18 protein-coding genes are annotated in these 22,746 nt (G+C 62.4%); 6 read left to right on the top strand and 12 right to left on the bottom strand.

Features of this window, described 5'->3' with window-relative positions; genetic code table 11:
• Window positions 1-2: 2 nt before the first annotated feature.
• Entirely contained in the window at window positions 3-1,475 is a 1,473-nt protein-coding gene (zwf, locus tag GTP45_RS16695) for a glucose-6-phosphate dehydrogenase (protein WP_161015016.1), read from the bottom strand.
• A gap of 378 nt (window positions 1,476-1,853) precedes the next feature.
• Between zwf and GTP45_RS29195 the strand changes: the two genes are divergently transcribed.
• The gene (locus GTP45_RS29195) at window positions 1,854-3,335 is read left to right on the top strand and encodes a methyl-accepting chemotaxis protein (RefSeq protein WP_161015015.1); all 1,482 of its coding nucleotides are present in this window, start codon (window positions 1,854-1,856) and stop codon (window positions 3,333-3,335) included.
• Window positions 3,336-3,433: 98 nt separating this feature from the next.
• Here GTP45_RS29195 and GTP45_RS16685 read toward each other — a convergent pair whose 3' ends face one another.
• Window positions 3,434-4,333, bottom strand: coding sequence for an SMP-30/gluconolactonase/LRE family protein (locus tag GTP45_RS16685; protein ID WP_161015014.1), 900 nt, complete (start codon window positions 4,331-4,333; stop codon window positions 3,434-3,436).
• On the bottom strand, window positions 4,330-5,982 hold the full coding sequence (gene pgi / locus GTP45_RS16680) for a glucose-6-phosphate isomerase (RefSeq protein WP_161015013.1): 1,653 nt from the start codon (window positions 5,980-5,982) through the stop codon (window positions 4,330-4,332). Before pgi ends, GTP45_RS16685 begins: the two co-directional genes overlap by 4 nt.
• 215 nt (window positions 5,983-6,197) lie before the next feature.
• On the opposite strand from pgi, the gene edd reads away from it, so the two are divergent.
• Both edd and eda read left to right on the top strand, forming a co-directional pair.
• A complete protein-coding gene (edd, locus tag GTP45_RS16675) occupies window positions 6,198-8,123 on the top strand; it encodes a phosphogluconate dehydratase (protein ID WP_161015012.1) in 1,926 nt (641 codons plus the stop codon).
• Between the two features lies 1 nt (window position 8,124).
• A complete protein-coding gene (gene eda, locus GTP45_RS16670) occupies window positions 8,125-8,751 on the top strand; it encodes a bifunctional 4-hydroxy-2-oxoglutarate aldolase/2-dehydro-3-deoxy-phosphogluconate aldolase (protein WP_161015011.1) in 627 nt (208 codons plus the stop codon).
• A gap of 63 nt (window positions 8,752-8,814) precedes the next feature.
• Here eda and GTP45_RS16665 read toward each other — a convergent pair whose 3' ends face one another.
• From GTP45_RS16665 to GTP45_RS16650, 4 genes are all read right to left on the bottom strand, one after another.
• Window positions 8,815-10,017 carry an alginate O-acetyltransferase AlgX-related protein gene (locus tag GTP45_RS16665; RefSeq protein WP_161015010.1) on the bottom strand — a complete coding sequence of 401 codons (1,203 nt, stop codon included), beginning with the start codon at window positions 10,015-10,017 and terminating at the stop codon, window positions 8,815-8,817.
• On the bottom strand, window positions 10,017-11,399 hold the full coding sequence (locus GTP45_RS16660) for an MBOAT family O-acyltransferase (protein WP_161015009.1): 1,383 nt from the start codon (window positions 11,397-11,399) through the stop codon (window positions 10,017-10,019). The genes GTP45_RS16665 and GTP45_RS16660 overlap by 1 nt, the downstream gene beginning before the upstream one ends.
• Before the next feature lie 59 nt (window positions 11,400-11,458).
• The gene (locus GTP45_RS16655; RefSeq protein ID WP_161015008.1) at window positions 11,459-11,773 is read right to left on the bottom strand and encodes a hypothetical protein; all 315 of its coding nucleotides are present in this window, start codon (window positions 11,771-11,773) and stop codon (window positions 11,459-11,461) included.
• 68 nt (window positions 11,774-11,841) lie between these two features.
• Entirely contained in the window at window positions 11,842-13,260 is a 1,419-nt protein-coding gene (locus tag GTP45_RS16650; RefSeq protein ID WP_161015007.1) for a cytochrome P450, read from the bottom strand.
• Between the two features lie 88 nt (window positions 13,261-13,348).
• Between GTP45_RS16650 and GTP45_RS16645 the strand changes: the two genes are divergently transcribed.
• Entirely contained in the window at window positions 13,349-14,188 is an 840-nt protein-coding gene (locus GTP45_RS16645) for a helix-turn-helix domain-containing protein (protein WP_161015006.1), read from the top strand.
• Here the strand turns inward: GTP45_RS16645 and GTP45_RS16640 are convergent.
• The 3 genes from GTP45_RS16640 to GTP45_RS16630 are packed head-to-tail and all read right to left on the bottom strand — an operon-like array spanning window position 14,185 to window position 16,125.
• A complete protein-coding gene (locus tag GTP45_RS16640; RefSeq protein WP_161015005.1) occupies window positions 14,185-15,117 on the bottom strand; it encodes a sensor domain-containing diguanylate cyclase in 933 nt (310 codons plus the stop codon). The two genes, GTP45_RS16645 and GTP45_RS16640, sit on opposite strands and share 4 nt — an antisense overlap.
• Window positions 15,118-15,124: 7 nt before the next feature.
• Window positions 15,125-15,751 (bottom strand): chemotaxis protein CheC, encoded by a 627-nt coding sequence (locus GTP45_RS16635; RefSeq protein WP_161015004.1) that lies wholly within the window; start codon window positions 15,749-15,751, stop codon window positions 15,125-15,127.
• A gap of 2 nt (window positions 15,752-15,753) precedes the next feature.
• The gene (locus GTP45_RS16630; protein ID WP_161015003.1) at window positions 15,754-16,125 is read right to left on the bottom strand and encodes a response regulator; all 372 of its coding nucleotides are present in this window, start codon (window positions 16,123-16,125) and stop codon (window positions 15,754-15,756) included.
• A 184-nt stretch (window positions 16,126-16,309) separates the two neighbouring features.
• Here GTP45_RS16630 and rpiA point away from each other — a divergent pair, with 184 nt between their 5' ends.
• Window positions 16,310-16,987: a ribose-5-phosphate isomerase RpiA gene (gene rpiA, locus GTP45_RS16625; RefSeq protein ID WP_161015002.1), complete on the top strand. Its 678-nt coding sequence runs from the start codon at window positions 16,310-16,312 to the stop codon at window positions 16,985-16,987.
• A gap of 91 nt (window positions 16,988-17,078) precedes the next feature.
• Here the strand turns inward: rpiA and GTP45_RS16620 are convergent, their stop codons facing one another.
• Window positions 17,079-17,351: an oxidative damage protection protein gene (locus tag GTP45_RS16620; protein ID WP_092274412.1), complete on the bottom strand. Its 273-nt coding sequence runs from the start codon at window positions 17,349-17,351 to the stop codon at window positions 17,079-17,081.
• A 34-nt stretch (window positions 17,352-17,385) separates the two neighbouring features.
• Window positions 17,386-18,696, bottom strand: a complete 1,311-nt coding sequence (argA, locus tag GTP45_RS16615) for an amino-acid N-acetyltransferase (RefSeq protein WP_161015001.1) — start codon at window positions 18,694-18,696, stop codon at window positions 17,386-17,388.
• Window positions 18,697-18,752: 56 nt separating this feature from the next.
• Here argA and hrpA point away from each other — a divergent pair, with 56 nt between their 5' ends.
• On the top strand, window positions 18,753-22,730 hold the full coding sequence (hrpA, locus tag GTP45_RS16610; RefSeq protein WP_161015000.1) for an ATP-dependent RNA helicase HrpA: 3,978 nt from the start codon (window positions 18,753-18,755) through the stop codon (window positions 22,728-22,730).
• The last annotated feature ends 16 nt before the right edge of the window (window positions 22,731-22,746 follow it).

The raw sequence follows: 22,746 nt of genomic DNA, 5'->3' as shown, positions 1-22,746 counted from the left end.
ACTTAGTCCTCTGGCAGTACTTCTTCGCGCCATTGCAGACCATCGCGGCCGATCAGCGCCGATGCCGCAGCCGGGCCCCAGGTGCCGGACGCATATGGCAGCGGGAAGCTGTCGTCCGATTCCCAGCTGTTGAGGATAGGCTCGACCCATTCCCACGCCGCTTCCAGTTCGTCGCCGCGCATGAACAGGGTCAGTTGGCCGCGCAGCACATCGAGCAGCAGGCGCTCGTACGCTTCCATGCGCGGCGCCTTGAACGATTCGCGGAAGTCCAGTTCCAACTCCGCTTGTTTCAAGCGCATGCCGTCGCCCGGCGTTTTCGCCATCAGGTTCATGCGCAGGCCTTCGTCCGGTTGCAGACGGATCACCAGCGAGTTCGGTTGGAAGCTGTTGGTCGGCTGCGCGAAGATCGAGTGCGGGATCTGCTTGAAGCGCACCACGATTTCAGCCAGGCCGTCGGCCATGCGCTTGCCGGTGCGCAGGTAGAACGGCACGCCGGCCCAGCGCCAGGTATCGATTTCCGCTTTCATCGCGACGAAAGTTTCGGTACGCGAGTGGGCCGGTGCATCCGGTTCGTCGCGGTAGCTTGGCACGGCCTTGCCGTCCACGTGGCCGGCGCGGTACTGGCCGCGCACGATGTTTTGCGCCAGCGTGGTTGGCGTGAATTTTTTCAGCGAGCGCAGAACTTGCAGCTTGGCGTCGCGCACCGCATCAGGCGCGATCGAAGTCGGCGGTTCCATGGCGACGATACACAGCAACTGCAGCAGGTGGTTTTGCAGCATGTCGCGCAGCGCGCCCGAGGTGTCGTAGTAACCGAGGCGGTTGCCGACGCCGAGTTTTTCGGCGATGGTGATCTGGACGTCGGAGATCCACTCGCGGCGCCACAGCGGTTCGAACAGGATGTTACCGAAGCGCAGGGCCAGCAGATTCTGCACGGTCTCTTTGCCGAGGTAGTGGTCGATACGGTAGATCTGCGATTCTTCGAAGACCTTGCCCACTTCGGCGTTGATTTGCTTGGCCGAGGCCAGGTCGCGGCCCAGCGGTTTTTCCAGCACCACGCGCGAATTCGGCGTGACCAGGCCATTCGATTTCAGGTTCTCGCAAATCTGCGCGAAGATGGCCGGCGGCGTGGCCAGGTAGTAGACCTTGGTGATGGCGTCGTCCTTGCGCAGCGCTTCCACCAGCGATTTGTAGCTGGCGGCGTCGGTCGCGTTGAGCGACACGTAGACAATGCGCGCGGTGAAGCGCGCCCACGCGGCCGGCGTCACGGCCGGCGATTTGATCAGCGGCTTGGAGGTGGTCTCCACGGTTTGCAGGAAGTCTTCCTGGCTGGCGTCCGCGCGGCCGACGCAAATGATGCGGGCGGTTGGAGGCAAGTCGTTAGCGACATCGCGCGCATACATCGCGGGCAGCAATTTGCGCATCGCCAGATCGCCGCTGCCACCAAACAGAACCAGGTCAAAATCGGAAAGAGCCATAGTATGAAAATCGTCGCAAAAAAAGTGCTGAAGGAATCGCCGCGTGCAGCATGCGGCCGCCACTGTAAATTTACTACTTATTAGGGGTGTTGGCAAGAAAATTTACTACATTCTCCTATGGGGAGAGCTTTGTGGTGCACGGGAGTTTCCACTTGGAAAAATACGCTATAATGATGGCATTCCTCATGCGATCCTGTTCGCCGTTCCGCGCCACACTGCGCGGTCTCCGCCGGATCACGCAGCGCATGCGCCGCCACTCTGCGGCACTCCCAGGCACCGGCCCTCTCCCCGCCGACACTCACACTGTTACAAATTATAAGCTGGCCCGTCGTCGCGTGCGTTGCATTGCGTTTGTCTGTCCGGCCCTCGGAGTTATTCATGACAAATAAATACGATCCCTTGCAGGCGATTGCCGTCCAGGCGGACAAGATGATGCTGTGCGTCCTGTGGGCGCTGCAACTGTTCTCGCTGGCGCTGGCCGGCCTCAATGATACGTGGATGCTGGCGCTGGTGGTCGGCCTGCTGGCGGCCGGGATTCCGACCGCGCTGCATTTCAGCGCGCCCGGCTCGGTGCTGACGCGCTGTGTTGTGGCGGTGAGTGTGATGGTGTTTGCGGCCCTGAACATCCACCAGGGTGCGGGCCTGACCGAACTGCACTTCGGGATTTTCGTGTACCTGGCGTTCTTGCTGGCGTATCGCGATTGGAAGCCGATCGTGGTGGCAGCAGGGGTGATCGCCGTGCATCACCTGAGCTTCCACTACCTGCAAGAGTGGAATTATGGCGTGATGTGCTTTACCCGTCCGCAGCTGTCGACCGTGTTCATTCACGCGGCCTACGTGGTGGTGGAGTCGGCGGTGCTGATCTTCCTTGCGACCATTTTGCGCCGCGCTGCCAATCAGGCCAGCGAGTTGGAAAGCATCGTTTCTGCATTGGCGGCGATTGAGGGGCGCATCGACTTGTCGGCCACCGAGGCCAAGCCGCGCAGCCGCCTGGCGCGTTCGCTGGTGGAGATGTTGGTGACGATGCGCGACACCATCGCCGGGGTGCGCGATGGCGCGCATACGATTGCCGGTGCTTCCGGCGAGATCGCCCAGGGCAATGCGGAGCTGTCGCGCCGCACCGAGCGCCAGGCCAGCAGCATTGAGCAGACTGCATCGTCGATGTCGCGCCTTGCGGCGACGGTGCGGCAGAATAATGAGAGTGCGCGCCAGGCTAATGAGCTGGCGCAGAGCGCATCGCAGATCGCGGTGAAAGGCGGCGAAGCGGTGCGGCAGGTGGTGGATACCATGGGCGAGATTAATGCGTCTTCGCGCCAGATCGTGGACATCATCAGCGTGATTGACGGGATTGCGTTCCAGACCAATATCCTGGCGCTGAATGCGGCGGTGGAGGCGGCGCGCGCGGGTGAGCAGGGTCGGGGCTTTGCGGTGGTGGCGTCGGAGGTGCGGAGTTTGGCGCATCGCTCGGCATCGGCGGCCAAGGAGATCAAGGAGTTGATCAGCAATACCGTGCAGACGGTGGAAGGCGGCAGCAGGCTGGTGGACGAAGCCGGCGCCACCATGCTGGAAGTGGTGGACAGCGTGCAGCGCGTGACGGCCATCATGGGTGAGATGAGCAATGCCAATCAGGAGCAGAATGAGGGCATAGAGCGCATCAACAGCGCCATCGTGGAGTTTGACGAGAGCACGCAGCAGAATGCGGCGCTGGTGGAGGAAGATGCGGCGGCAGCCGATGCGCTGGCGCAGGAGGCGCAGCATTTGACGACGCTGGTGTCGGCGTTCAAGCTGGGGGTGGCGCGGGGTGAAACCCAAAGCCTCGCCCCGCAGCAGTCGCGCCGCCGACTGGCGGGAGCGCTATAACCCGCACGGCGATCAGTCGCGGGGTCTGACCCAGGGGCAGGGGAGGGGCTGCGCCCCGCCACTCCTTTCGGAGTGGCCCCCTCTTACCGTAGTGCGGGTTAGGCGCTGCGGTACGCCGGCTCTTCGCGGCCGGCGACATCCATCTGAATCGCCAGCAGCTTACCGCTCAGCGGATACTGCTCCAGTTCCGGCGCCGGGCGCGCGCCGGCGCTGGTGACGTACAGGGTCTTCAAATCCGGCCCGCCAAACGCCGGCATGGTCGGGCAGCGCACCGGCAGCTTGATCTCGCCCAGCAGCTCCCCCGACGGCGACAGCTTCGCAATCCGCGCACCTTCAAACATCGCCACCCAGTAGTTGCCCTCGCTGTCCACCGCAGCGCCGTCTGGACGGCCGCCGTAGTTGTTCTCCTTGTCCATCGAGAACTGATGCAGCAAACGTTGATTCTCCACCGCGCCAGTCGCCGCATCAAAGTCCAGCTTCGTCACGCGATGCGCCGCCGTATCGGCGTGATACATCGACTTCTGATCCGGGCTGAAACCCGAACCATTCGAATTGGTCATGCCGCCCGACCAGGCCTTGCGCAGCTTGCCCTGTTCCAGCACATACATCTCCGCCGCCGGCTTATCGCGCGGCTCGTAAATGGTGCCTACCCAGAAGCGTCCCGCCGGATCAACATGACCATCGTTAAAGCGCGTGATCGATTGATCGTAAGGCGCAGCCACGATCTCGGTCAGCTTCACTTCATCGCTGCTGGTGTCCAAGTGCGCAAAGCCGCTGCGCATCGCCACCACCAGTCCGCCCTTGTCGCTGATCGCCAAGGTAGCCGGCTCGCTCGCCAGCTTCCACGAACGATGCGCGCCGCTTGCAGGATCCAGGCGATGCACAGTGAAGGCAGGAATATCCACCCAGTACAGCACCTGCTCCTGCGGGTGCCACAGCGGGCATTCGCCCGTTTGCATCACTGCGTCGTAAGCTACTTTGGTTTCGTAGATGCTCATATGTGTTGCGCCGCTTTCGCCATGAAGATCAAGCCGTTGGTCGAGCTATCGTGACGCTCCGGCTTCACTTCGCCGGTCAGCTCCGATTGAATATTCTTGGCCAGCACCTTGCCCAGCTCCACGCCCCACTGGTCGAAGCTGTTCACGTCCCAGATCACGCCTTGCACGAAGGTCTTGTGCTCGTACAGCGCGATCAAGGCGCCCAGCGCGCCCGGCGTCAATTGATCCATCAGGATGGTGTTGGAAGGGCGGTTGCCCGGGAAAGTCTTGTGCGGCACCAGCGCTTCGATTTCCTCCGCGCTCAGATTCGAGCCTGCCAAATCAGCACGCACTTCATCGGCAGTCTTGCCGGTCATGAAAGCCTCCGATTGCGCGAAGCAGTTCGCCAGCAGTGCATCGTGATGGCCTGCCAGATCGTGGGTCGCGCGCAGCGCGGCGATGAAATCAATTGGCGTCACGTCCGTACCTTGGTGCAGCAACTGGAAGTACGCGTGCTGCGCATTGGTGCCGCATTCGCCCCACACCACCGGGCAGGTGACGGTATCGACTTCGCCACCGCTACGGGTGATGCGCTTGCCGTTCGACTCCATGTCCAGCTGTTGCAGGTAGGCCGGGAAGCGGTTCAAATCCTGGTGATACGGCGCGATCGACAGCGAGCCAGCATTCAGGAATTGGCGATTCCAGAAGCCGACCATGGCCAGCAGCACCGGCATGTTCTGCTCCAGCGGCGCTTCGCGGAAATGTTCATCCATGGCGTGCGCGCCGGCGAGGAAGTCGCTGAAGTAGCCGAAGCCCACTGCCAGCGCCACCGACAAGCCAATCGCCGACCACACCGAGTAGCGGCCGCCGACCCAGTCCCAGAACGGGAACATATTGGCGGTATCGATGCCGAATGCCGCCACCGCCTTGGTGTTGGTCGATACGGCCACGAAGTGCTTGGCCAGATTTTCCTGAGTGCCGCCGTTTGCGAGGAACCAGGTGCGCGCGGTGCCCGCATTCAGCATGGTCTCGGCGGTGGTGAAGGTCTTGGAGGCGATGATGAACAGCGTGGTCTCAGGGTCGACCTGCGCCAGCGCGGCGTCCATATCGTGGCCGTCCACGTTGGACACGAAGTGCATCTTCAGGCGTGGATGGGCGTACGAGCGCAGTGCCAGCACCGCCATTTTCGGGCCGAGATCCGAGCCGCCGATGCCGACGTTGACGATGTCGGTAATCGGCTTGCCGCTGTAGCCCAGCCACTGGCCGCTGCGTACGCGGTCGGTGAATTCTTTCACGTGATCCAGCACCGCGTGCACGTCGGCGTTGACGTCCTGGCCGTCCACCACCAGCGCTTTGCCGCGCGGCATACGCAGCGCGGTGTGCAACACGGCGCGTTGTTCGGTAAGATTGATCTTCGCGCCGCTCAGCATGGCGTCGCGCTGGCGTTCCACGCCGCGTTCGCGGGCCAGATCCAGCAGCAGGCCGACCGTGGTGGCGTCCAGGCGGTTCTTGGAGTAATCGAGGAACAGGCCGGCCGCATCGACCGTCAGTTTCGGGAAGCGCTGGGCGTCGGCGGCAAACAGCTGGCGCAGTTGCCAGTTTTTGGCCTCGGCAGCGTGGGATTCAAGGGCTTTGAAGCTCGCGGTAGTAGTGAGTGCAGGCTGGCGCATAATGTTGGTAGGTAGGGAGGGGATGGCCGAATGATACAGGAAAATCAGGTAAATTCACTACGGTCTGGCCGGTTCTCCCGCAAAAATTCTGCCTTTCGATGGCGGGTGTAGCCGTGTTGCTTGGTGCCAGCGCAAGCCAGCCTTAGCTAAGAAAAGCCAGTCGGTTTGGAGATTTTGTAGTAAAATTTCACGGAATCCATTCATAAGGAACGATCATGGCGTTGCATCCTGTCCTAGAAACCGTCACCAACCGCATTATTCAGCGTAGCAAACCATCGCGCGGTGCGTATTTGGCCCATCTCGAAGCGGCCCGCGTTAAAGGCGGCCCGCAGCGCGGCACCTTGGCCTGTACCAATCTGGCGCACGGCTTTGCTGCTTTCCCGGCCAACGATAAGCTGGTGCTGAAAGAGGTGAAAAAGCCGTCGGTGGCGATTGTCTCGGCCTACAACGACATGCTGTCCGCTCACCAGCCGTTCGAGCGCTATCCTGAACTGATCAAGCAAGCGGTGCGCGAAGTGGGCGCGGTGGCGCAATTCGCCGGCGGCACCCCGGCCATGTGTGACGGCGTCACGCAGGGCCAGCCGGGCATGGAATTGTCGCTGTTCTCGCGTGACGCGATCGCGATGTCGGCTGCGGTGGCGCTGTCGCACAATATGTTCGACTCGGCCGTCTACCTCGGCGTCTGCGACAAGATCGTTCCGGGCCTGCTGATCGGCGCGCTGCACTTCGGTCATTTGCCTGCGGTGTTCGTGCCGGCCGGCCCGATGACCACCGGTTTGTCGAATTCCGAGAAAGCCAAGATCCGCCAGCTGTACGCGCAAGGTAAAGTCGGCCGCGCAGAACTGCTGGAAGGCGAGTCGCAGTCCTACCACGGCGCCGGCACCTGTACTTTCTACGGCACCGCCAACTCGAATCAAATGCTGATGGAAGTCATGGGCCTGCACCTGCCAGGCGCCGCTTTCATCACCCCGAATACGCCGCTGCGCGATGAACTGACCAAGGCTTCGGCGCAGCGCGCCGCCGTGATCAGCGATCAAGGCAGCGAATACATCCCGGTCGGCCATATCGTCGACGAGAAAGCCATCGTCAACGCCATCGTCGCGCTGCTGGCGACCGGCGGTTCGACCAACCACACGCTGCACCTGCCGGCCATCGCCAAGGCGGCCGGTATCGTCATCGACTGGAACGACTTCGACGAGCTGTCGAAAGTCGTGCCGCTGCTGTGCCGCATCTATCCAAACGGCGAAGCGGACGTGAATCACTTCCACGCTGCCGGCAGCACCGGTTTCGTGATCCGCGAACTGCTGGCTGCTGGCCTGCTGCACGAAGACGTCACCACCATCCTGGGCAAAGGCCTGAGCAAGCACTGCGCCGAACCGTTCCTCGGTGAAGACGGCAAAGGCGTGGTGTTCAAGCCATCGCCAGCTGAATCGGGCGACGAGAAAGTGCTGCGCAAGCACGACAATCCATTCTCGCCGGACGGCGGCATGGTGCTGGTGCAGGGTAACCTGGGCCGCGCCGTGATGAAGGTGTCGGCCGTGAAGCCGCAGCACCGCACGGTGGAAGCACCGGCGCTGGTATTCAATTCGCAGGAAGATTTCATGGATGCGTACAAAGCCGGCCAGCTGGATCGCGACTTCGTGGCCGTGATCCGCTTCCAGGGCCCACGCGCCAACGGCATGCCGGAACTGCACGCGCTGACCCCAGCGCTGGCCAACCTGCAAGACGCCGGCCGCAAAGTGGCACTGGTGACCGATGGCCGTATGTCGGGCGCATCGGGCAAAGTGCCGGCGGCGATCCACGTATCGCCGGAGATTCTGGCCGGCGGCCCACTGGGCCTGGTGCGCGATGGCGACATCATCAAAGTCTGCGCCGAAACCGGCACGCTGGAGGCGCTGGTCGATTCCGCTGTCTGGCACGCGCGCTCGATGGCCAGCGCCGACATGTCGGTGAACCAGGTGGGCATGGGCCGCGAACTGTTCTCCATGTTCCGCAACAGCGTATGCGAAGCAGAGAAGGGCGCCACCACCTTCCCGCTGCCGTCGCCGATCGCCACCACGGTAGGCCTGCATGACAAAGATCCGGTCGGTAATACCGTGCCGGGTTCCGACGAAGATTTCTCGACCAAGAAAGAAGCCTGATATGACCCTGTCTCTGCTCGACATTATGCGTACTTCGGCCGTGATCCCTGTGATCGCGATTGACGACCCTGAACATGCAGTCCCGCTGGCGAAAGCGCTGGTGGCCGGCGGCATTCGCGTGCTGGAAGTCACCCTGCGCACCCAGCACGGCTTGGGCGCGATCAAGGCCATGTCGGAAGTGGAAGGCGCCATCGTCGGCGTCGGCACGCTGACGCAGCCGGAAGAATTTGCCGCTGCACGCGATGCGGGCGCAGTGTTTGGCGTGTCGCCGGGCCTGACCCCGGCGCTGATCGCCGCCGCCAAGAGCAGCGGCTTGCCGCTGCTGCCGGGCGTGATGACGCCGTCGGAAGTGATGGCCGCGCGCGAGCACGGCTTCAAGCAGCTGAAACTGTTCCCGGCGGTGCCTGCGGGCGGCGTCGGCATGTTGAACGGCATCGGCGGCCCGCTGCCGGACGTCACCTTCTGCCCAACCGGCGGCATCTCGCAAGAGACCGCGCCGCAGTTCCTGAAGCTGAAGAACGTGGCCTGCGTCGGCGGCTCGTGGCTGACGCCAAAAGACCTGATGGCCGCCGGCGAATGGGACAAGATCACCGAGATCGCCCGCGCTGCAGCCAGCCTGCGGGTTTAATCGTCGCCAACAAAAAAACGACGCCTGGTGAACTTCAGTTCACTGGGCGTCGTTTTTTTTATCTCAAAATCCCGGTAGCAGGGCCTTGAAGTCCTTGCTGATGCGGCGGGCCTGGGCGGTGCCGTCGTGGTAGAGCACTAGCACGTCGTCGGTGGCGCGGCCGTCGAAGACCAGGTGGCGCAGCTGTTCCAGCTCTGCCGGATTCAGTTGTTCGATGCTGTTGGTGCCGATGTGAGCGACTTCCTTGTAGTAGCGCGCAAACCAGATCGCTGCCGGCAGGCCGAAGGAGTCGGAGATCAGCACCAATCGGCCGCGCGGCGCTTTCGGGTTGCGATAGCGGCTCACTTCTCCGACCTTGGACAGTGCCGGCTGCAGCGCTTCGCCGAAGCAGGCCGGGCTCTCGCACATTTCGATGCCGGAAGCGCCGGTGTTCATGACTTCCACTTGGCTTGGCTTTTCAAGGCCGCGGAATACCTGGCCCACGTCGGATGGCTTGACTTGGCGCTCGCTCACGTAAGGCGTGGCTTGCTGCGGCTGCATGCCCCAGAAACGCTGCTCGGTCCAATCCGACACCAGCCGCGGGCCGCGTCCCGCCCAGTGGAAGAAGGTACGCGGGAACAGTTCCTCTTCAGCGGCGGCTTGCCGCATTTCGTTGAGCGGGTAGTAGATTTTGTCGCGCGCTTGCGGCGACAGTGTCGGTGACGCCAGCACTTGCTGCATCAGCGGCGAGGTGGTGTTGCACAGCCGCGCCACCCAGCTTGGCAGCTGACGCGTATTCACCACCGGCGACGAAGGCACCACCAGCAGGCGCGCGTTGATGCCTTCGCGCTGCGTGACTTCCACCAGGCGGTTAATGTCGCGCTCCAGCAGCGGCGCATAGGAATTGCCATAGCCGCAGATCGACAAGATGCCGCTGTACGGCGGTTCCTGCGGCTGATAGGTCGACAGGAACAGCCGACCCTCCTTGCCTTCGATGATTTGGTGCGTAGGGAATTGGCGGAACAGCGCGTAGCGCAGGCGCGTGTTGAGCACTACCAGTTGATCGCGCAGGCCGAAGTGATCGTTGACCCATGCGTCGATCTGCGCGTTGAACACTGGCAGGGCGGCCACGCTGTCGGGCAGCTTGGGCCACGGCGCCAGGTGGCGGTTCTCGTTCGGCCCCTTGTCGGAGGCGCGCGGCAGATAAAGTACGGCCGGGATGCCGAACAGCGCGACCAGCAGCAGCTTGGCCGCAATCGTGCGGCGGGAGGACGTTGGCTTGGTCATCAGAAGCGGAAATAGATGAATGGGTTGTAAGTGCCGGCAGCGAGGCTGGCGCCGCACAGCACGAAGGCGGCCAGCGCAAGCGCCATTTGCAGTGGTAGCGCGCGGCGTTCAACGCCTGCCGGCGATGCTGGCCGGCGCCACAAGGCCAGTGCAGCGCCGATCAGCAGCGCGGTCCATTGCGCCGGGCCGATATCGATTCGCCACACGTGCGGCGCAGCGCCGCCGGTGGACGGCGTGAACATGGTCTCCAGCATTTGCAAGGCAGTCTGCAGGTCGGCGGCACGGAACCACACCCAGCCCAGCATCACCATCAGCAGCGTGTAGCACTGTGCGACGCTGCGCGGCAGGCGCGCCAGTACGTTGCCTAATCCCGCGCGCTCCAGCACCAGCAGCACGCCGTGCCACATGCCCCACACGATGAAGGTCGGTGCAGCACCGTGCCACAAGCCGCACAGCAGGAACACAAAGGTCAGATTCAAGTAGGTGCGGAAGGCACCGAGGCGATTGCCGCCCAGCGGGATGTAGAGGTAGTCGCGGAACCAGCTCGATAAGCTGATATGCCAGCGGCGCCAGAACTCCGTCACCGACACCGCGCTGTAGGGATGGTTGAAGTTAGGCGGATAGGTAAAGCCGATCATATGGCCGATGCCGATGGCCATGTTGGAGTAGCCGGCAAAGTCATACAGAATCTGGATGCTGTAGCAGGCCACGGCCAGCCACGCGGAAGCCGTGTTCAGTTGCGCCGGACCGGCGTTGAACAGGTGGTCGGCCGCTTCTCCGACGGTGTTCGCAATCAGCACCTTCTGCGCGAGGCCGATAACGAAGTAGCGGAAGCCGATCCAGATGCGGTCGGCCGTCACATGGCGTTCAACCATATCGGCCGCCACTTGGCGATAGCGCACGATAGGGCCGGCAATCAGCTGTGGGAACATGGCCTTGTACGTGGCGAAGGTCCAGAAGCTTTTCTGCGGATCGACGTCGCCGCGATACACGTCCACGAGATAGGACAGGCCCTGGAACACGAAGAAGGAAATCCCCAGAGGCAGCACGATGGCCGGCACCGCCAAATGCTGATCCAGCGCTTGATTGACCAGCGTGGTGAAGAAGCCTGCGTATTTGAAGTAGCCCAGCATGGCCAGATTGGCGGTCACGCCCACGCCGAGGGCCAGCTTGCGATGCTGCCCCGCGCGCGCGATCACCAGGCCGAAACCATAGTTCAGCAGCGCGGACGCCATCAGCAGGGGCAGGAAGCGCGGTTCCCCCCACGCATAGAACACCAGACTGGCGATCAGCAGGACGCCATTCTTCCACGGCAGGAGGTAGTAGAGCAGCAGGAATGCGGGTAAAAAGTAAAACAAAAACGTGACGGAGCTGAACACCATAACGGGCGCTTGCCTTCTTGATAGCAAAAGATAGGCGGCATTATAGATGCTGTGCCCCGTCAGCCTCCCAATTTGTTATACAAGATCCCGGCCCAGCGCGCGGTGATGCGGCTGCAATGCATTTCAAATTCATCGCCGTCCTTGGTCTTGGTGGCGTGGAAGTGATTGATGGCGATGCGGGTGGCGTCCTGCAAGGCGCCGGCCTCGGTGATCTGCTTGGGCAGTGGCTCGTCCCTGATGTGCAGCAGGTATTCGACCTTTTTCGGATCGGTATTCCGGTCGTACCAGATCTCGACGCGGATCGCATCATCGTCATCGTGATCGCTCTCCGCAAAGCAGCGGCCATGCCGCTTGGTCTCGAATTTAAACCGCATCGCGCGCCTCCATCTGAACACAAGATGAGCGTAGCACGCCCGCCGCGCACGCGAAATATGCTTGCAATTCAGGAGTGTTGCAACTGCATCCGCAGGCCGATTGGCGACATGGTGAAGCCCATCAGTTCTTCGGGCGGTGCGCCGGTTGCGGTGTCGATGGCAGTGATCTGGCAACGAGAGAGCAGCATCGCGGCGGCCAATTTGATTTCAAGCAGGGCGAGATATCTGCCGGGGCAAGTGCGCACGCCCGCGCCGAATGGCATGGAGACGTGCTTGTCGATGGCCTGTTCGCCGCGTTGCAGCCAGCGCTCCGGCTTGAAGTCCGCCGCATTCGGCACGTGCGATTCGGAGACGCTGTCGTTGCGCATCACGCACCACAGCAAGCCTCCCTTCGGCACTTGCACGTCGCCGACCACGCTGTCACGCAAGGCTTCCAGTGGAATGAACGGCGCGACCGGCTTGAGACGCATGGCTTCCTGGGCGCAGGCGTCGAGATAGTCCAGCGTATCCATTTGTTCGATGCTGAAGGCCTGCGGATCGGGGGCCACGCGCAGCACTTCTTCGCGCGCTTGCCGCATGGCGGCGGGATTTTGCTGGAGCAGGTAGAGCATCCACGCCAGCGTGTTGCTGGTGGTGTCTTCCCCGGCTAGCAGCATGGTGGTGACATTCCCTGCCACCGCCACATCATCGACGCCGCTGCCGCCTTCATCAGCCGCGCAGATCATCGCTTCCAGCAGATTGGCAGGACGCGCCCGGCGCTCCGGCTCCGCCGCCAGCCGCGCGCGGGCGGCAGCGATCAATTCATCGACAGAGCGGTTCAGTGCCGCGAGGCTGGCGTCCGGCTGCTTATCTTGCGGCAGCTTGAAATAGCGCCAGTAGGGGAACAGCGCAATCGAGCGGCGCGCCACGGCCGGCAGCACCACGTCCATGTGGCGCTGGATCACATCCTCGCCGCCATCGATGGTATTGACCTCGGTGCCGAACGCCAGCCCAGCGATGATGTCGACGCTGTAGCGCTTCAAGTCCTCCGCCAGATCGATCACGCTGCCATTGCGCGCGGCCTGCTGCCAGCGTTTCTGCAAGCGCTGCACTACCGACACCAGCGATGGAAAGTAAGCCTTCACTGCATGCGGCGCCAGCGCCGCCATCACCATGCGCCGCTGATCGCGCCATGCCGCACCTTCGGCCAGAAACACGCCGGGGCGGCCGCCCATTTCGTTCGAGATGATGGCGGTGATAGCGGGGCGGCGGAAGCCATCGGGCCGGTCGCGCAGCACGGCCGTCACCAGTTCATGGCTGGACACCACCAGTATCGGCGTGCGGCCAAAGCTGATTTTGAACAGCGGCCCATACTGCTTGCTCCACGCTTCCACGTCCTGATGGATGCGCAAAGTGGTCATCTGCGGCAGGTTACCGGCCAGCGGCCATGGACGCGGGCCGGGCAGGGCGTGCATGTGACGGAGTTCGGCGGCAATGGCGTTCTGCATATCGGCATCCTCATTGAATGATGGCCCAGTGTGCGCCCGCTAGCGATGCGAGTATTGAACGTTTGCGACATGGTATAAACTATTTGATATGAATCCTGCCCAGCCGCCCACCCGTTTGGCCTTCCCGCGCAAGTCGCTGGCGTCCTGCGTGCGCGCCTACATTGTGCGCAGCACGGTCGAAGCGCCGCTGGCCGATGCGCAGGATCGCTACAACTGTTTTCCCGCCACGCCCCATTGTTCGATTACGTACTTCCTCGAAGGCGAGGGCGAGGTGGTTGATCCACCAGATACAGACAAGCATACGGCCCGCGCCATTTTCGGCGGCCCGCAAACGCGGCCCATGACCACCTACAATCCCGGCCCGGTGCGGATACTGGTGGTGATGTTTTACCCGCAGGTGCTGCATGCGCTATGCGGCGTTGACGTGTCGGCGTGGGTGAACCGCTGGGCGCCGGTGGAGCAGGTTCTCGGGCCGGAGTGGCAGGCGCTATCCGACGCGGTGCTGGCTGCGCAGGGTGATGGCATCGCGCAGGTGGAAGCTTTCCTCGAACCGCGCTGGCATGCCATGCGGCCCGGCGGTGCAAGCGCGATGGCGGGCGACTGGGTACGCCACATGGCCGCGCAGGCCGCCGATACCGCGCTGGGACGCGGTGTGCGCAATATCGAGCGCCGCATCAAGGCGCGGGCCGGCCAGCCCCTGCGCAAGCTGCTGCGCTTGCAGCGCGCCGAACTGTCCTTCTTTGACGCGCGCGATGAATACCTGGCCGGCAAGGCCGTGTGGTCGGACATCGCCGCGCGCGGCGGCTACTCCGACCAAGCGCACTTCTGCCGCGAGGCGCGCGAAATCACTGGCCACACGCCGCTGGAACTGGCGCGCGTGCTGGCCTCCACCGACGAGCGTTATTGGATTTACCGTATCTGGAATTAAATCGCTGCGACGCGATTGCGGCCATTGCGCTTGGCCTGGTATAGCGCACGGTCGGCCGCGCCGATGAGCGCATCGATCGCCACCGGCGCTTGGGCCTGCTGCGTGGCGATGCCGATGCTGACCGTGACCAGCTGCGAAGCGTCGGCGTTGCGCTCGTGCGGTATCGCCAATTCCTGCGCCCGCGCGCGGATCGACTCCGCCATCAAGCGCGCTTGTTCGGGATCGGTCTCCGGCAAAATCATCGCAAACTCTTCGCCGCCATAGCGCGCCATCAAATCGCACGGCCGCTTCAGCATGCCCGCCAGCGCCGCAGCTACTTGAATCAGGCACTGGTCGCCTTTCTGGTGGCCGTAATGATCGTTGTACGCCTTGAAGTGATCGATGTCGATCATCAGCAGCGACAAGGGCGTGCCGCTGCGCTTGGCGCGCCGGTGTTCCTTCTCCATCGCCACGTCGAAGTGACGGCGGTTGGCAATGCCGGTCAGGCCGTCCGAGAAGGTCTGCGAACGCAGCACCATGGCCTGCTCGCGCAGCAGCTTTTCGCGCGCCACCGCGAAGCTGACGTCACTCACCTGGATCAGGCAATGGCGCGGCGCGTTTTCGACCGCAATCGGCGTTACCTCCACGGCTTGCTGCATGCGCTCACCGCGCGCGAACAATTCAAACGGCGCCTTGTTCAAGCTCTGCGACAGCAGGGAAGGGAAGTTGTTGTACAGCGCATGCTGAATCGCCGCGTCGACGCGGCCGCCGCGCAAGCCGGGACACACTTCAAAGAAATCGCGCCCCAGCACCTGCTCATGCGCCAGCCGGGAATGCTTGACCATCCACGAATTCCACAGCACGACGCGGCGCTCGCCATCGAGCACGATGGCGCCGAGGCTCACCGCGCAGAACACACTCTCCAGCAGGGGAAGGCGCTGTGGATTCATGTTCGCCTCAAGCCTGACCCATCGCGCGCGCGATGTAGAGATTGATCTGCTCTTTCAAGTCGTGCAGCGCCGAGATATCGAGCACGAAGGCGACGTAGCCGTGGATCTGGTGCTTCTCCAGCAGGAAGTCGATATGCAGCATCAGCACCACGCTATTGGCCGCGCTGCCGGTGGCGGTGAGGATTTCATCGCTGGTACCGACATGGTACTGCGGCAGCGATCCTTGCAGCTCGCGCTGGAAGATATTCGCCAGCGTGCCGACGCAGGAGTTGAGCATGATGTTGCCGATCTCGCACATGGCTTCCTGTTCCATGTCGGTCAGCTCCTTGAGCGGCACCGATTCGCCCACCATCAGGCGCACGATCTCCAGGCTTTTATCTTCCGGGAACATGAGGATGGCCTCAGTCTCGAACGCGCCCGCGTAGTGCTGGCTCACGCCGCAAATCCGCTCCGGCACGCCGTCCGATTTACCGAGCAGCCGCGCCGCCTCGGTGCGCGGAATGAAGCTAATCGACGGCACCGACATCCGCACCGCTTCGTTGACGATGGCGCTCATCGAGGCCGCCGCCTGCCCAACGCCGATGTTGAAAATCTCGATCAGCGCATCGTTTTCCAGTTCGCTGAGGTTGAACATGGTTACGCCGCTTCCAGCGTGGCGAGCAACTGGGCGATGCGCGCCTCGGTAATCGGTTTCTCGACAAAGCCGATACCCATGGCGGTAGCGCGCTCGCGGGTGGCGGTCTGCACGTTGGCGGTCAGCAGCGAGATCGGCATGGTGGGGAATTCCTGGCGCAGCTGTTCGGCGGCGGCGATGCCGCCCATGCCGGGCATGTTGACGTCCATCAGGATCAGATCCGGCGTCGTGTGGCGCGCCTTGACCAGCGATTCCTCGCCGGTGCCGGCCTCTTCGACGATCCAGTCGGCGTGCAGGCCGGCGATGTACTGCCGCGCCATCATGCGCGACACGCGGCTGTCATCGACAATCAAGACTGTTTTAGTGGTTGTCATGTCTCTTCCCCGGCTCTTTGGACGCTTCCGTGGAACCATTCTCGCATATCCGGTGGCCTTGCTGACCACAGGTGTTGCACGCTTTGTACGCTTATCTAACGGCATTGTCTTGGCGCAACTTTTTGCCAAAAACCGGGATGGTAAAATAGCGCCATTCGATTTCCCCTCTCTTATCTTTTTAATCATGACTCAAGACGAACTGAAACAAGCCGTAGCCCGCGCCGCCATTGCCTACGTGGTGGAAAACGAGATCATCGGCGTCGGCACCGGCTCGACCGCCAACTTCTTCATCGACGAACTGGCCAAGATCAAGGACAAGATCAAGGGCACCGTGGCGTCGTCGGAAGCGACTGCGGCGCGCCTGCGCGGTCATGGCATCGAGGTGTTTGATCTGAACGATGTGACGGAAATGGCGGTGTACATCGACGGCGCGGATGAAATCGACAACAGCGGCGCCATGATCAAGGGCGGCGGTGCGGCGCTGACCCGCGAGAAGATTGTGGCTTCGGTGGCCAAGCAGTTTGTCTGCATCGCCGATGGTTCGAAGCTGGTGGACGTGATGGGCAAGTTCCCGCTGCCGGTGGAAGTGATTCCGATGGCGCGTGCGTCGGTGGCGCGTGAGCTGGTGAAACTGGGCGGCACGCCTAAGCTGCGCTTGAAGCCGGGCACGGATGAGGCGTTTGTGACCGATAACGGCGGTTATTTGCTGGATGTGGCGGGTCTGTCGATTACCGAGCCGAAGGCGCTGGAAGAGAAGATCAACCAGATCGTGGGTGTGATTGCGGTGGGCTTGTTTGCTGCGCGCGGCGCTAATGTGTGCCTGCTGGGTACTGCGGAAGGTGTGAAGACGCTGAAGTTCTAAACCCGCACTGCCACACGGGGTCTGACCCCTGCGGGGTCAGACCCCTAAGCGACGGAGCTTGATCTGTCACTTAAGGATGTGGGGTAGAAGCTTACTCCGCTGGCGGCACATAACCCTGTGCCGCATCGGCGCCGTCGCCGAAGAAGTGTTTTTCCATCTGCGTCGCCAGGTATTTGCGGGCGCGCTGGTCGGCCAGGTTCAGGCGGTTTTCGTTGACCAGCATGGTCTGATGCTTGAGCCATGCCGCCCACGCTTCTTTCGAAACCTGCTCGTAAATCTTCTTACCCAGTTCACCCGGATACGGCGGGAAGTCCAAGCCCTCGGCTTCCTTGTTGAGTTTAATGCATTGAACGGTGCGGGCCATGTGGGTTGCTCCTAAAGCGAATCTAAAAACGAGATTATAAGGTTTTAATCAAAACCTGGGATTTGCGCTGCCAGTTATACATGCGCTGGCGGTCCTTCGGCAGGGCGTCCACGGTGGCCGGCGCGAAGCCGCGCTTGATGAACCAGTGCGCGGTGCGGGTGGTCAGCACGAACAGCTTTTGCACGCCCATGGCGCGCGCCCGGTTCTCCATGTGCTTGAGGATGCGGTCGCCGTCACCCTGGCCTTGCACTTCCGGGTTGACGGTCAGGCATGCCATTTCGGCCATTTTCTGTTCCGGGAACGGGTACAGCGCGGCGCAGCCGAAGATCACGCCATCGTGCTCGATGACCGAGAACATCTCGATTTCGCGCTCGATCAGCTCGCGGCCGCGCTTGACCAGGGTGCCGTCCGCTTCCAGCGGTTCGATCAGCTTGATGATGCCGCCGACATCCTCAATGGTGGCCGGGCGCAGCGATTCCAGGTTCTCGTGCGAGATCATGGTGCCCACGCCGTCGTGGGTGAACAATTCCAGCAGCGCCGAGCCATCCATGTCGAACGAGACGATGTGCGAGCGCTCCACGCCGTTGTCGCAAGCCTTGATGCAGTGCTTGAGGTAGAACGCGGTGGCGTCGGGCAGGAAGCCCGCCTGCAGCACGGCTTCCGCCTGGTGCGAGGACAGTTCGCGGATCTCGGCGCCGCCGGCGTCGGTCATCAGCGGCGTTTCGGTGATGAAGATCAGCTTATCGGCGTGCAGCGCGATGGCGGTGGAGCAGGCCACGTCTTCCATGGTCAGGTTGAACGCCTCGCCGGTCGGCGAGAAGCCCAGCGGCGACAGCAGCACCAGGCCGTCGGAGCCGAGGATGGAGTGGATGGTCTCGGCGTCCACCTTGCGGGTGACGCCGGTCAGTTCCAGATCGACGCCGTCGATCACGCCCATCGGCTTGGCGGTGATGAAGTTGCCGGAAATGATACGGATCGCCGCGTTGGACATCGGCGTGTTCGGCAGGCCCTGACTGAACGCGGCCTCGATATCGAGGCGCAGCTCGCCGGCGGCTTCTTTGGCGCATTCCATGGCGGCGGTGTCGGTGATGCGCAGGCCGTTGTGGAAGCGGCCTTCGACGTTACGCAAAGCCAGTTGTTCCGCCACCTGCGGGCGCGAGCCGTAGATCACGGTGACGTTGATATCGAGCGCGTGCAGCAGCGACAGGTCGTGGGCCAGCACCGGCAGGGCGCCGGCGGCCACCAGTTCACCGGGGAAGGCGACCACGAAGGTCTTGCCGCGGAAGGCGTGGATGTAGGGCGCGACGGAGCGCAGCCATTGGACGAATTGGGTAGGGTTTTCCATTAGCCGCATTATAATTCGGGGCGCGACGTCCGCGCCAAATACCTTTGTAAAAAACAATGTCAGAAGCCAGTAACAAGCCAAAAAATCCGTCTAGCCGTCCGCAAAACGCTACTTCTCGTCCTCCGCGACCACGTCTGACGCCGGAGGAGCTGGCAGCGCGCGAGGCTGAACGGAACTTCCGCAACCCGCTGCCGCCTATCACCTTCCCGGAAGACCTGCCGGTGTCCGGCCGTCGCCACGAGATTGCGGAAGCGCTGCAAAATAATCAAGTCATCATCGTTTCGGGTGAAACTGGCTCCGGTAAAACCACCCAGCTGCCGAAGATTTGCCTGGAACTGGGACGCGGACAAAAAGGCTTGATCGGCCACACCCAGCCGCGCCGTATCGCCGCCTCGTCGACCGCCAAGCGCATCGCCGTGGAACTGGGCTCGCCGCTGGGCGAACACGTGGGCTTCAAGGTGCGCTTCGCCGACACGCTGCAAAAGGGCGCTTCGGTCAAGCTGATGACCGACGGTATCCTGCTGACCGAGACGCAAAGCGATCCGCTGCTCAAGGCCTACGACACCATCATCATCGACGAGGCGCACGAACGTAGCCTGAACATCGACTTCCTGCTCGGCTACCTGAAACAGCTGCTGCCGCGCCGTCCTGACCTGAAGATCATCATCACCTCGGCGACCATCGATGCCGACCGCTTCGCGCGCCATTTCGGCACGCCGGAGAAGCCGGCGCCGGTGATCGAGGTGTCGGGCCGCCTGTACAAGGTGGAAGTGCGCTATCGTCCGATCGAGAGCGACGTGCCGGCTGGCGCCAATGCCGCCGCCATCGCCAACGCCGAAGGCAAGGGCGCCCGCACCGCCGCCGCCCGCGAGAAGCGCGACCTGATGGATGCAGTGGTGGATGGCGTCGACGAACTGGCCCGCATCGGCTCCGGCGACATTCTCGTGTTCCTGCCGGGCGAACGCGAAATCCGCGACGCCGCCGAAGCGCTACGCAAGCACCATCCTCCGCACGTGGAAATCCTGCCGCTGTTCGCCCGCTTGTCGGCCGAGGAGCAGGAGCGCGTGTTCAAGCTGACCAACGCGCGCCGTATCGTCCTCTCCACCAACGTGGCCGAGACTTCGCTGACCGTGCCGGGCATCCGCTACGTGGTGGACGCGGGCCTGGCGCGCGTGAAGCGCTACAGCTATCGCAACAAGGTCGAGCAGCTGCAGATCGAGCCGATTGCGCAGTCGGCCGCCAACCAGCGCGCCGGCCGATGCGGCCGCGTGGCCGATGGCGTGTGTATCCGCCTGTACGACGAGCAGGACTTCCTGCAGCGTCCTAAATTTACCGAGCCGGAGATTCTGCGTTCGTCGCTGGCTTCTGTCATTCTGCGCATGAAGACCCTGCATCTGGCTGATGTGGAGACCTTCCCGTTCATTGAACCGCCGCTGGCGCGCGCGATTGCGGACGGCTACCAGCTGCTGCAAGAACTGGGCGCTGTCGATGAATACAACCAGATCACGCCACTCGGCAAGAAGCTGGCCAAGCTACCGCTCGATCCGCGCGTAGGCCGCATGATTCTGGCCGCGCTGGATAACGTCTGTCTGAAGGAAGTGCTGATCATTGCTTCCGCCTTGTCGGTGCAGGATCCGCGCGATCGTCCGCTGGAGCACCAGCAGGCCGCTGACGAAGCGCATAAGAAGTTCGCCGACGAGAAGTCCGAGTTCCTCAGCTACATCAAGATTTGGAACTGGTTCGAAAACGCGATTGAGCACAAGAAGACCAATCGCCAATTGCAGGACAACTGCCGCACCAACTTCCTGTCGCAACTGCGCCTGCGCGAATGGCGCGACGTGCACTCGCAAGTGCTCACCATCGTCAAAGAGCAGGGCTGGCGCTTGAACGAAACGCCTGCCACGTACGAGAACCTGCACCTCGCGCTGCTGACTGGTTTGCTGGGTAATATCGGCTTCAAGCAGGAAGACGATCCGGGCTTCCTCGGCGCGCGCGGCATCAAGTTCAATATCTGGCCGGGTTCTTCGCTGAGCAAAAAGCCGGGTAAGTGGATCATGGCGGCGGAACTGGTGGACACCACTCGCCTGTACGCTCGCTGCATCGCGCAGATTCAGCCGGAATGGCTGGAGAAGGTCGGCGGCCACCTGCTGAAAAAATCATGGGGCGAGCCGCGCTGGGAAAAGCGTTCGGCGCAGGTGACTGCATCGGAGCGCGCGACGCTTTACGGTTTGGTGGTCTACAGCCAGCGCCGCATCAACTACGGTTTGTTCAATCCAACCGAAGCGCGCGAGATTTTCATTCGCGATGCGCTGGTTGGCGGCGACTACGACACCCGTGCGCCGTTCTTCGCGCACAACCACAAGCTGGTAAAAGAGATCGAGAACCTCGAACACAAGTCGCGTCGCCAGGACGTGCTGGTGGACGATGAACTGATCGCTGCCTTCTACGACAAGCTGATTCCGGCGGAGGTGGTCAATGGCGCGGGCTTCGAGAAGTGGCACAAGGACGTAACCGCCAAGGAACCGAAACTGCTGTTCCTGAACCGCGATGAACTGATGCGCCACGAGGCCGCAGGCGTCACTACAGACCTGTTCCCGAAAAAGATGAACGCAGCCGGCCTTGAGCTGGCGCTGACGTATCACTTCGAGCCGGGCAGCGTGCGTGATGGTGTGACGCTGGCCGTGCCGCTGTATGCCTTGAACCAGCTGTCGCGCGAGCGTTGCGAATGGCTGGTGCCGGGCATGTTGAAGGAGAAGGTGCACCTGCTGCTGAAATCCCTGCCGCAGAAACTGCGCCGTCATTGCGTACCGCTGCCGGATTACGCGGCCAAGTTCTGCGAGCGCGTGGAAGAGGCGCATGCCTTCGGCCGTGGCGAGCTGATTGACGCCATCATCGCCGACATCCGCAAACAGATCACGATCACGCCGCTGACCACCGACTTCAAGCCGGAGACGCTGCCTGCTCACCACTTCATGAATTTCAAAGTGATCGACGAGCATGGCCGTCAGTTGGACATGGGCCGCAACCTCGCCACGCTGCAAGCGGAATACGGCACGCAGGCGCGCGAGAGCTTCCAAAAAATGGCCGAAGCCTCCGGCCCGCAATCGACAGTCGCCGCCCGCGCCGTGGTGCCTGCGAAAGCTGCTCCTGCCGCTGCCGCCGCGCCGACGACCAACAACATCACGCTAACGAACCTGACCTCGTGGACATTTGGCGAACTTCCAGAACTGCTGGAAATCGCCCAAGGCAAACTCACGCTGATCGGTTTCCCAGCACTGGTAGACAAGGGCACGCACTGCGACCTCGAAGTCTTCGACGATCCAACGGTAGCGGCACGTACCCACCGCATCGGCCTGCGCCGCCTGTTCGCGCTGCAAATGAAAGACCAGATCAAGTTCATTGAAAAAAGCATCCCGAACCTGCAACAAATGGGCATGCAATTCATGAGCATGGGCACGCAGGAGGAACTGCGCGAACAAATCATCAACAAGGCGCTGGACATCGCGTGCCTGCAAGACCCGCTGCCGATCGACGCCGCCAGCTTCGCCAAGCGCAAAGATGAAGGCAAATCGCGCCTGGTGCTGCTGGTGAACGAGATCGCGCGCCTGCTGTCGCAAGTGCTGACCGAGTTCCACGGCCTGCCGAAGCGCCTGCAAGGCTTGCCGCAGCAGGCGGCGCAAGACATGCAACAGCAACTGCAAGGCCTCGTGCACAAGCGCTTCCTGCAAGAGAATGAGTACAGCCAACTGTCGCACTTCCCACGCTACCTGAAAGCGATGAACGTCCGCATCGAAAAACTGCGCGGCGATCCATCGCGCGACACCAAGTTGATGGCCGAGTGGCAGCAAGCCGCAGCCGCCTGGCAGCGCGCCAACCGCGACAAATCGGCCGGCAAAAACACCGATCCGAAAATGGTGGAATTCCGCTGGATGCTGGAAGAATTGCGCGTGTCGCTATTCGCGCAAGAACTGCGCACGCCGATGCCGGTATCGGCCAAGCGCTTGCAGAAAGTGTGGGAGTCCATGCAGCGCTAAGCGCGCTGCCGTACGC

The sequence above is a fragment of the Duganella rivi genome (assembly GCF_009857435.1).
Taxonomy (GTDB): domain Bacteria; phylum Pseudomonadota; class Gammaproteobacteria; order Burkholderiales; family Burkholderiaceae_D; genus Rugamonas; species Rugamonas rivi.
Note: the sequence above shows the minus strand (reverse complement) of the source record. Positions and strands in the feature narration are given on the sequence as shown.

Coding starts and splice junctions, on each gene's coding strand:
- zwf (WP_161015016.1), bottom strand. CDS start 1,475: ATGGCTCTTTCCGATTTTGACCTGGTTCTGTTTGGTGGCAGCGGCGAT.
- GTP45_RS29195 (WP_161015015.1), top strand. CDS start 1,854: ATGACAAATAAATACGATCCCTTGCAGGCGATTGCCGTCCAGGCGGAC.
- GTP45_RS16685 (WP_161015014.1), bottom strand. CDS start 4,333: ATGAGCATCTACGAAACCAAAGTAGCTTACGACGCAGTGATGCAAACG.
- pgi (WP_161015013.1), bottom strand. CDS start 5,982: ATGCGCCAGCCTGCACTCACTACTACCGCGAGCTTCAAAGCCCTTGAA.
- edd (WP_161015012.1), top strand. CDS start 6,198: ATGGCGTTGCATCCTGTCCTAGAAACCGTCACCAACCGCATTATTCAG.
- eda (WP_161015011.1), top strand. CDS start 8,125: ATGACCCTGTCTCTGCTCGACATTATGCGTACTTCGGCCGTGATCCCT.
- GTP45_RS16665 (WP_161015010.1), bottom strand. CDS start 10,017: ATGACCAAGCCAACGTCCTCCCGCCGCACGATTGCGGCCAAGCTGCTG.
- GTP45_RS16660 (WP_161015009.1), bottom strand. CDS start 11,399: ATGGTGTTCAGCTCCGTCACGTTTTTGTTTTACTTTTTACCCGCATTC.
- GTP45_RS16655 (WP_161015008.1), bottom strand. CDS start 11,773: ATGCGGTTTAAATTCGAGACCAAGCGGCATGGCCGCTGCTTTGCGGAG.
- GTP45_RS16650 (WP_161015007.1), bottom strand. CDS start 13,260: ATGCAGAACGCCATTGCCGCCGAACTCCGTCACATGCACGCCCTGCCC.
- GTP45_RS16645 (WP_161015006.1), top strand. CDS start 13,349: ATGAATCCTGCCCAGCCGCCCACCCGTTTGGCCTTCCCGCGCAAGTCG.
- GTP45_RS16640 (WP_161015005.1), bottom strand. CDS start 15,117: ATGAATCCACAGCGCCTTCCCCTGCTGGAGAGTGTGTTCTGCGCGGTG.
- GTP45_RS16635 (WP_161015004.1), bottom strand. CDS start 15,751: ATGTTCAACCTCAGCGAACTGGAAAACGATGCGCTGATCGAGATTTTC.
- GTP45_RS16630 (WP_161015003.1), bottom strand. CDS start 16,125: ATGACAACCACTAAAACAGTCTTGATTGTCGATGACAGCCGCGTGTCG.
- rpiA (WP_161015002.1), top strand. CDS start 16,310: ATGACTCAAGACGAACTGAAACAAGCCGTAGCCCGCGCCGCCATTGCC.
- GTP45_RS16620 (WP_092274412.1), bottom strand. CDS start 17,351: ATGGCCCGCACCGTTCAATGCATTAAACTCAACAAGGAAGCCGAGGGC.
- argA (WP_161015001.1), bottom strand. CDS start 18,696: ATGGAAAACCCTACCCAATTCGTCCAATGGCTGCGCTCCGTCGCGCCC.
- hrpA (WP_161015000.1), top strand. CDS start 18,753: ATGTCAGAAGCCAGTAACAAGCCAAAAAATCCGTCTAGCCGTCCGCAA.